Origin of the sequence: Streptomyces sp. NPDC058375 (genome assembly GCF_042723425.1) — a bacterium.
Classification (GTDB): Bacteria; Actinomycetota; Actinomycetes; order Streptomycetales; family Streptomycetaceae; genus Streptomyces; species Streptomyces durocortorensis.
In genome coordinates, this window is sequence record NZ_JBHXJG010000324.1 from 1 (window position 1) to 6,787 (window position 6,787).

Annotated in this window: 6 protein-coding genes and 1 pseudogene; 5 read left to right on the top strand and 2 right to left on the bottom strand. The window is 71.0% G+C overall.

Translation table 11 applies throughout. From position 1 onward, the window contains the following. Positions 1 to 10 precede the first annotated feature (10 nt). Positions 11 to 742 carry a MerR family transcriptional regulator gene (locus tag ACFWM7_RS32170; RefSeq protein WP_383267454.1) on the bottom strand — a complete coding sequence of 244 codons (732 nt, stop codon included), beginning with the start codon at positions 740 to 742 and terminating at the stop codon, positions 11 to 13. A gap of 103 nt (positions 743 to 845) precedes the next feature. On the opposite strand from ACFWM7_RS32170, the gene ACFWM7_RS32175 reads away from it, so the two are divergent. The 3 genes from ACFWM7_RS32175 to ACFWM7_RS32185 all read left to right on the top strand — a co-directional run bounded on the left by ACFWM7_RS32175 (position 846) and on the right by ACFWM7_RS32185 (position 2,792). Beyond that, positions 846 to 989 carry a hypothetical protein gene (locus tag ACFWM7_RS32175; protein ID WP_383267457.1) on the top strand — a complete coding sequence of 48 codons (144 nt, stop codon included), beginning with the start codon at positions 846 to 848 and terminating at the stop codon, positions 987 to 989. Positions 990 to 1,073: 84 nt separating this feature from the next. Continuing rightward, a complete protein-coding gene (locus tag ACFWM7_RS32180) occupies positions 1,074 to 1,550 on the top strand; it encodes an Appr-1-p processing protein (protein WP_383267460.1) in 477 nt (158 codons plus the stop codon). A gap of 426 nt (positions 1,551 to 1,976) precedes the next feature. Then, positions 1,977 to 2,792, top strand: coding sequence for an oxygenase MpaB family protein (locus ACFWM7_RS32185; protein ID WP_383267463.1), 816 nt, complete (start codon positions 1,977 to 1,979; stop codon positions 2,790 to 2,792). A 62-nt stretch (positions 2,793 to 2,854) separates the two neighbouring features. On the opposite strand, the pseudogene ACFWM7_RS32190 reads toward ACFWM7_RS32185, so the two are convergent. After that, a pseudogene (locus ACFWM7_RS32190) lies at positions 2,855 to 3,169 on the bottom strand (M1 family peptidase); the annotation flags it as partial. Positions 3,170 to 3,474: 305 nt separating this feature from the next. On the opposite strand from ACFWM7_RS32190, the gene ACFWM7_RS32195 reads away from it, so the two are divergent. Together ACFWM7_RS32195 and ACFWM7_RS32200 are read left to right on the top strand one after the other, a co-directional pair. Continuing rightward, positions 3,475 to 4,860 carry a M14 family metallocarboxypeptidase gene (locus tag ACFWM7_RS32195; RefSeq protein ID WP_383267466.1) on the top strand — a complete coding sequence of 462 codons (1,386 nt, stop codon included), beginning with the start codon at positions 3,475 to 3,477 and terminating at the stop codon, positions 4,858 to 4,860. Between the two features lie 73 nt (positions 4,861 to 4,933). Then, on the top strand, positions 4,934 to 6,700 hold the full coding sequence (locus tag ACFWM7_RS32200) for a BCCT family transporter (RefSeq protein WP_383267469.1): 1,767 nt from the start codon (positions 4,934 to 4,936) through the stop codon (positions 6,698 to 6,700). Positions 6,701 to 6,787 lie beyond the last annotated feature (87 nt).

Below are 6,787 nucleotides of genomic sequence, written 5' to 3' on the forward strand. Positions count from 1 at the left end.
GCGTTCACCCTCACTCGGCGGTGAACGCGGCCCGCAGCTCCTCCTTCAGCGACCGCTGGAACGCCGTCACCAGCGCCTGCACCACGATCGGTTGCATGTCGGCGGAGAGCGACTTCATCGCCGCCACATGCTCCGGGTCGCCCTCGCGCTCCCGGTAGGGGTTCCACACCTCGTCCCGGAACAGCCGGGTCATCTCCTGGGCGGCCGAGCGGGTGTGCTCCAGCAGCACGGTCCGGGCCGCCAGGATCGTCTCGTGGGCGATCGGCACGTCCAGCAGCTCCACCCCGAGCCGCAACAGCCCCAGATCCACCCGGTACGCCCCACCGTCCCCCGCCGGCCGGACCAGCACCCCCATCGCCGCCAGCCGCTCCACATCCGCCTCCGCCAGCGCCCGCCCGGCCCGCCGCTCCAGCTCGGCCCGGGAGAAGTCCTCGGTCTTGTCCGGAGCCCAGGACGCGACCAGCGCCCGATGGATCGCCAGATCGTGGGCGCTCAGGTCGGGCGGCAACTGCTCCAGATACCGTTCGATCGCGGCCAGCGTCATGCCCTGCTGCTGGAGCTCCTCGATCAGCGCGAGCCGGGAGAGATGGTCCGGGCCGTAGTGCCCGACCCGGCGGGGCCCGATGACCGGGGGCGGCAGCAGGCCCCGGGTGCTGTAGAACCGCACGGTGCGCACGGTGACCCCGGCTCGGGCCGCCAGCTCGTCCACTGTGAGCGTCGGCTCGTCGGTCCCCGTCGCCATCTCTGCTCCCCGCCGTCGAACCTCGTATCGGACAGTGCCGGTGTCTCACCAACACTGTGAAAGTGTCCGCCACCGCGGCGGGCCCGTCCACCGCACGGCCCAGATGATCCGGCCGGCCGAGCTGCTGATGGCCGGTACGCCTCATGATGCCGACGTGGTCCAGGCGGAGATCGACGTCCAGTACCGGGCCCAGTCCGAGTACCAGCGGGATGCCATCGTCACCTACACCATGACCCGGCCGGACTGACCCGGTCCGGGCCACGGCTCCCCCCACGCACGGTCACCAGGGTCATCAGGACCTGTTGTCAGTGGCGGCCCGTACGGTGAGGTCATGTCGGAGATCACTTACGTACGGGGGGACGCCACCGCGCCGCGGGGCAAGGGCGTCAAGCTGATCGTCCACGTCTGCAACGACCTCGGCGGCTGGGGCAAGGGCTTCGTCCTGGCCCTCTCGCGCCGCTGGCCGGATCCCGAGGCCGCCTACCGGCGCTGGCACCGGGAGCGAGCGGGCAACGACTTCGCGCTGGGGGCGGCGCAGTTCGTGCAGGTGGGGCCGTATCTCTGGGTGGCTAACATGGTCGGCCAACGGGGCATGCGCACCGGCAGCAAGGGGGTGCCCGTGCGGTACGAGGCGATCGACGCGGCGCTCGCTGCGGTGGCCGTCCGGGCGGGCGAGCTGGGGGCGTCGGTCCACATGCCCCGGATCGGCTGCGGGCTCGCGGGCGGCAAGTGGTCCAGGATCGAGCCGCTGATCGAGCGACGCCTCATATCCGCCGGCCTACCGGTGACGGTGTACGACCACGACTGACGGCCACCGACGACGGTCCCGCACCCCCGCCCCCACGGTTCTCCCTGGGGGCGAGGGACCATGGAGGGGAGAGGACGGGCAGCGCACGGCAGGCCCGCCGAGACCGCGGGAGCACGGATGAGTGGCGCGGACAGCGCGAAAGAGCGCCCGGCGGACGACGACCGGAAGCCCGCACCGGGCCGTGGCGGTGAACGGAACGCCGTACCGGATCGCGGCGGTGCACGGAACCCCGTACCGGATCGCGGCGGTGCACGGAACCCCGTACCGGATCGCGGCGGTGCGCGGAATCCCGTGCCGGGCCGTGCCCGCGGCCCTGAGCCGACGCCGGACCGCGGCAATGTACGAAACCCGGCGCCGGACCGCGGCAAGGCGCGGAACCCCGTACCGGATCGTGCCCGCGACCCCGAGCCGCCTCCGCCCGGCGGAGTGCTCTGGAGCCTGTCCGGCGACATCCGCGCCCTGCTGATGCTGCCCGCCGCCCTCACCCTCCAGGTCGCCCACCCGGCCGTCGGCGCCGGAGTCGACGAGCACTCCGTCTTCCGCACGGACCCGTGGGGGCGCGGCGAGCGCTCGCTGCGCTCGCTCCAGCTCTGGGTGTACGGCGGCGCGGAGGCGGCCGAGGAAGGGCGCAGGCTGCGCGTGCTGCACCGCACCATCCAGGGCACCGACACCCGGGGCCGCCCCTACCACGCCCTGACGCCCGCCAACTACGCCTGGGTGCACGCCACCGGCTTCCCCGTCTACCAGCACGCGGCCCGCTATCTGATACGGCCCATGAGCCCCGCCCAGGAGCGCGCCCTCTACCGGGAGTGGCTCCAGGTCGCCCGGATCCTCGGCATCCACGACCGGGACATGCCCCAGTCCGTCGAGGAGTTCTGGCCGTACTGGGAGAAGACGCTCGCCGAGGAGATCGAGGCGACCACCGTGGTGCGTGAACTGGTCGACGTCGACCAGCCCGTACCGCCGCCGGACCGGGGCCCGTGGCCGCTGCGGATGCTCCTGCGGGCGCTGTGGCCGGTGCTGCTGCCGCCCCTGGCCCGCTTCCGGCGCTTCGTCACCATCGGGCTCATGCCGCCCGACGCCCGCGCGGCCGTCGGGCTGCCGTGGAGCGCCGAGCAGGAGAAGCGGCTGCGCCGGATGTGCGCGGTGCTGCGGGTCGTCGTCCCCGCCCTCCCGGAGCGGCTGCGCTACCTGCCGAGAGCCAGGGCCGCGCGGGCCGCCGAGGCGCGCCGGAACGGCTGAACGCTCAACCGTCCCGACGCACCCGGAGGGTGACCCAGTCAGCGGTGGTCGTGACCGCCCGCGAGGTCCTTGCTGTAGGCGTTCAGCACCGGCAGACCGTCCGCCGTCTCGTCGGTCGTGATGTCGAACCTGCCGACGGCGAGCGTCGTCAGATAGGTCGCATGCGGCTTGTCCGACCGCCAGTTGAAGCGGGTCCAGCCGAGCTTCGAACTCTGTGACCGGAGCACCCCGTTGCTGATCGCCTGGGTGCCGTCCAGCACCGAGACCGACACGTCGTACGTGGCCTTGTCCAGCGGGTGGTCATTGCTCGGGTATCACCACACGGCCGACTCCGGCTCCTGGGCGCAGACCCCGCCGTCCGGGGTCCGCGCCCAGGCGGGTGGCCGCCAGCGCGCTGGGGACGATGAATCTGCGGTGCACGACAAGCTCGAGAAGTCGGGATGGATGATCTTCCGACCGGTCGTCACGAGGCTATGCAGCCGTCCGAGCGCGACGGGGCCTTCCGGGTGCTTCTGTCACACGATCGCCATTGCGTCGTCACGGACGGAAGAGCGCCCGAACGTACGGACAGCGGTGATCACCCCCTGTTGCACAGGAGTTGACCGGGGTAACGTCCGCACATCGCCGACAGACCGACGGGCGTCACGGCGCCCGCCCCCACCCGTTCCGGAGGCAGCAGTTGATGACCCGTCGTGTCGCTCGCGCACTCCACCTGCTCAGCCCGCACCCGTGGCTCGGACCGGTCGCCGGTCCCGCCCGGTCGGAGTTCGCGCCCCCGCGCCGCGGGGCCGGGGCGATGCGCCGGACGGCCGTGGCGGCGACGCTCGCCGCGCTGGCCCTCCCGTTCGCCATCGCACCCGCCGAGGCCGCGCACCGCCCGCCCCGCACCGGGTTCGAGACGAGCGAAGGGATCCGCTGGACCGGCGAGGGGGAGGAGCGGGACTTCCTCGACGCGGTGGACCGGGGAAGCGACCGGGTCTCCGTGGACCGCGTCGGCACGACCGGCCAGGGCCGTCCCCTGAGGCTCGTTCGCGTCGGCCAGGAGCGCCCCGGCGCCACGACCGTACTGCTGATCTGCAGTCAGCACGGGGACGAACCCGCCGGGCGCGAGGCCTGTCTGACCACGATCCGCGACCTCGCGTTCGCCGAGGACCGTGCGACCCGCGCGTTCCTGGCCCGTACGACCCTGCTGGTGCTGCCCACGGCCAACCCCGACGGCCGCGCCGCCGACACCCGCGGCAACGCCGACGGGGTCGACGTCAACCGCGACCACATCGCCCTGGAGACCGCCGAGGCCCGGGCCGTCGCCGCCGTGGTGCGCGACGAACGACCGCAGGTGATCTACGACTTGCACGAGTACGGCGCGACCCCGCCGTACTACGACAAGGACCTGTTCGCCCTCTGGCCGCGGAACCTGAACGTCCATGACGGGGTCCACGATGCCTCCCGCGCCCTCTCCGAGCGCTATGTCCGCCCCGCCGCGACGGCGGGCGGCTACAGCAGCGGGCACTACGGCATCTGGACCGACCCGGCCACCGGAGAGCCGATCAAGCAGGTCGCCGGCGACGGCCAGGAACGCATCCTGCGCAACGCCTCCGGCCTCAAGCACGCCGTCGGCCTGCTCATCGAGTCCCGGGTCGACGCGCTGAGCGACGCGGAGAAGGCCGACCCGGCGCTCAACCACCGGCGCCGGGTCGACTCCCAGATCACCGCGCTCGGCGGTCTCTTCGACTTCACCGACGAGCAGCGCGCCCGGCTCCGCGCCGCCACCGCCCTCTCCCGCCTGACCGGCCTGGCCGACCGGGGGCCCGTCTATCTGGGAGGCGCCGACAACGACCCGGCCGAGCCGTCCGAGGTCCTGGTCGACCCGCCGTGCGGCTACCGGCTGGACGCCGCCCAGTACACGGCGGTGAAGGACGAGCTGGCCCTGCACGGGGTACGGTCCCGACCGGACGGAGGTGGCGCATATGTGCCCCTTCGTCAGTCCGCCCGGAACCTGATTCCCCTCTTGCTCGATCAACGGGCGACATATCGAATCGCAAACGGTCAAGCCGATATGCCTTGTTGATCCTTCGAGATCATGGGCAGGTGTGGTACTGCCTACAGGGAGCGATTTTCAGACTCGGTGAAAGGTGCCATTTGTGTCCCAGGACGACCAGACGACGGACGGGCGGGAAGGGCTGGCGGTCACGGCAGACCTTCCCCCCGAACCGCTCAGTACCAGGACTCCGACCACTGACCGGGTGGTCTTCGGTGTCACGGCGGTTCTCACCCTCGCCTTCGTCGTTTGGGGTGCGACCGCCACCGGCTCCCTGGAGACCGTCTCCAGCAAGCTGCTCACCGGGCTGATCCACAACGGCGGCTGGGCCTTCATGCTGGCCGCGTCGGCCTTCGTCATCTTCGCCCTGTGGCTGGCCATCAGCCGGTACGGCAAGATCTGCCTCGGCCAGGAGGGAGAGCAGCCGGAGTTCCGGACCATCTCCTGGATCGCGATGATGTTCAGCGCCGGCATGGGCATCGGGCTGATGTTCTGGGGTGTGAGCGAGCCCCTCGCCCACTTCCGGACCCCACCGCCGGGCACCGACCCGGCCGACTCGGCCGAGGCCATGCAGACGGCGATGGCGACCACGCTCTTCCACTGGACGCTGCATCCCTGGGCCATCTACGCGGTGGTCGGGCTCGCCATCGCCTACAGCGCCTACCGGATGCGCAGGCGGCAGACGATCAGCGCGGTCTTCGAGCCCCTGATCGGCAAGCGCCACGCGTACGGCGGCGTCGGCCGCGTCATCGACATCCTGGCCATCTTCGCCACGCTGTTCGGCTCGGCGGCCTCCCTGGGCCTCGGCGCGCTCCAGATCGGCAGCGGCATCCAGGAGCTGGACTGGCTGGAGAAGGCCGGCACCGGACTTCTCGTCACCGTCATCGCGGTGCTGACCGTCGCCTTCGTCGCCTCCGCCGTCTCCGGCGTCGAGAAGGGCATCCAGTGGCTGTCCAACATCAATATGGTGCTGGCTCTGCTGCTCATCGTGTTCGTCTTCATCGCCGGCCCCACGATCTTCGTGCTCGACCTGGTGCCCACCTCCCTCGGCGCGTACATCAGCGACCTGGGGCAGCTCGTCGGCCGCACCGAGGCGACCGGCGGCGGTGACGTGGCCGACTGGCTCGGCAGCTGGACGGTCTTCTACTGGGCCTGGTGGATCTCCTGGACGCCCTTCGTCGGCATGTTCATCGCCAGGATCAGCCGCGGCCGGACGATCCGTCAGTTCGTCGGCGGCGTCATCCTGGTGCCGAGCACCGTCAGCCTGATCTGGTTCGCCGTCTTCGGCGGCTCGGCCATGAAGCTGGACGAGGCCGGGAAGCTCACCGGCGCCGAAACCCCGGAGGCGCAGCTGTTCGGCGTCCTCCAGGAGTTCCCGATCGCCACCGTGACGAGCCTCCTGGTGATGATCCTGGTCGCCATCTTCTTCGTCTCCGGCGCGGACGCCGCCTCGATCGTCATGGGCACCCTCTCGCAGAAGGGCGTCCTCGAACCGAGCAAGTGGGTCGTCATCTTCTGGGGCGTCGTGACCGGGGCCGTGGCCGCGATCATGCTGCTCATCGGCGACGGCGAGGAGAACGCGCTCCAAGGGCTGCAAAACCTCACCATCCTGGTGGCCGCCCCCTTCGCCATCGTGATGATCGGCATGTGCGTGGCCCTGATGCGGGACCTGCGCAAGGACCCGCAGATCGTGCGCCAGGAGTTCGGTGTGGAAGCGGTCGAGTCGGCGGTGATCGAAGGGCACGCCAAGTACGACGGCGACTTCGAGATCCGGATCGGCCCCGGGACCACGCCGGTCGCGGACGAGCGCCACATGCACGAGTCCGGCGGATCGGGTTCGACAGCCACGGAGAAGCGCCCCTCCGACTGATCGCTAGAAGAAGCAGAAGCAGAAGCGAAGCAGAAGCAGAAGCGCACAACCGCGCAGGCGCACAGCTGAGTGAGCGCACAACCGCTC

Excerpts from the sequence above, each read along its gene's own strand:
- ACFWM7_RS32180 (WP_383267460.1), top strand. The coding sequence starts at position 1,074 with ATGTCGGAGATCACTTACGTACGGGGGGACGCCACCGCGCCGCGGGGC.
- ACFWM7_RS32170 (WP_383267454.1), bottom strand. The coding sequence starts at position 742 with ATGGCGACGGGGACCGACGAGCCGACGCTCACAGTGGACGAGCTGGCG.
- ACFWM7_RS32195 (WP_383267466.1), top strand. The coding sequence starts at position 3,475 with ATGACCCGTCGTGTCGCTCGCGCACTCCACCTGCTCAGCCCGCACCCG.
- ACFWM7_RS32175 (WP_383267457.1), top strand. The coding sequence starts at position 846 with ATGATCCGGCCGGCCGAGCTGCTGATGGCCGGTACGCCTCATGATGCC.